The organism is Roseburia sp. AF42-8, assembly GCF_003435965.1.
Taxonomy (GTDB): Bacteria; Bacillota; Clostridia; order Lachnospirales; family Lachnospiraceae; genus Roseburia_C; species Roseburia_C amylophila.
On the sequence record NZ_QTVB01000149.1, the window covers coordinates 1 to 600 of the forward strand.

The 600-nt window shown below is 45.5% G+C and carries 1 protein-coding gene; it reads left to right on the forward strand.

Going from position 1 to position 600, the window contains the following annotated elements; translation table 11 throughout:
- Window positions 1–170: 170 nt before the first annotated feature.
- A partial coding sequence (locus tag DW059_RS15740; protein WP_147326088.1) for a T7SS effector LXG polymorphic toxin occupies window positions 171–600 on the forward strand: 430 nt, incomplete at its 3' end.

Sequence of the window (600 nt, forward strand, 5' to 3'; positions counted from 1 at the left end):
ATGACAGCGTACCGGGCAGGCTTTTCACAGTTAATTGGTCTGATGAGTTATTATCAGAGCCTCCTGACGCAGGATGCCGGGAAGCTTCTCACACTGCGTGATGAACTGGTTGATGCAGAAGCTTCTTTGATGAAAATGATAAAGACAAAATAGGGGGAGTGGAGAAAGTTATGGGATTTCAGGTAAAGTATGAAGAAATTACCAGCATTCGGGAACTGATTCTGGCACAGCTTGACCGGTGGATAGAGCAGATAGATGCGGTAAGAAGCAGTATTGTAGAGATTGCTGCCATGTCGGAGATGCACGGAGAGGCAGCAGAGCATGTGAGAAGCTATATGTGGGATTATCATATGAATCTTGCAAATATGATAAAAGATACGATAGAAACCTACCGGAGCAGCTTTATACTCTACACAGACTGGTATTATAACATTGATTCTGACCAGCTGGCAGAGATGTCTCAGGATTCCATGGAGGGACTGGAGGAGAACATCCAGGGAGCCAGGTCAGACTTTGATGCGGTAGCAGAGGAAGTGGCGGATATTGAGAGAGAACTGTCTGCTTATCTTGATGTGGGCAGATTTTCTACAACCTGTATGG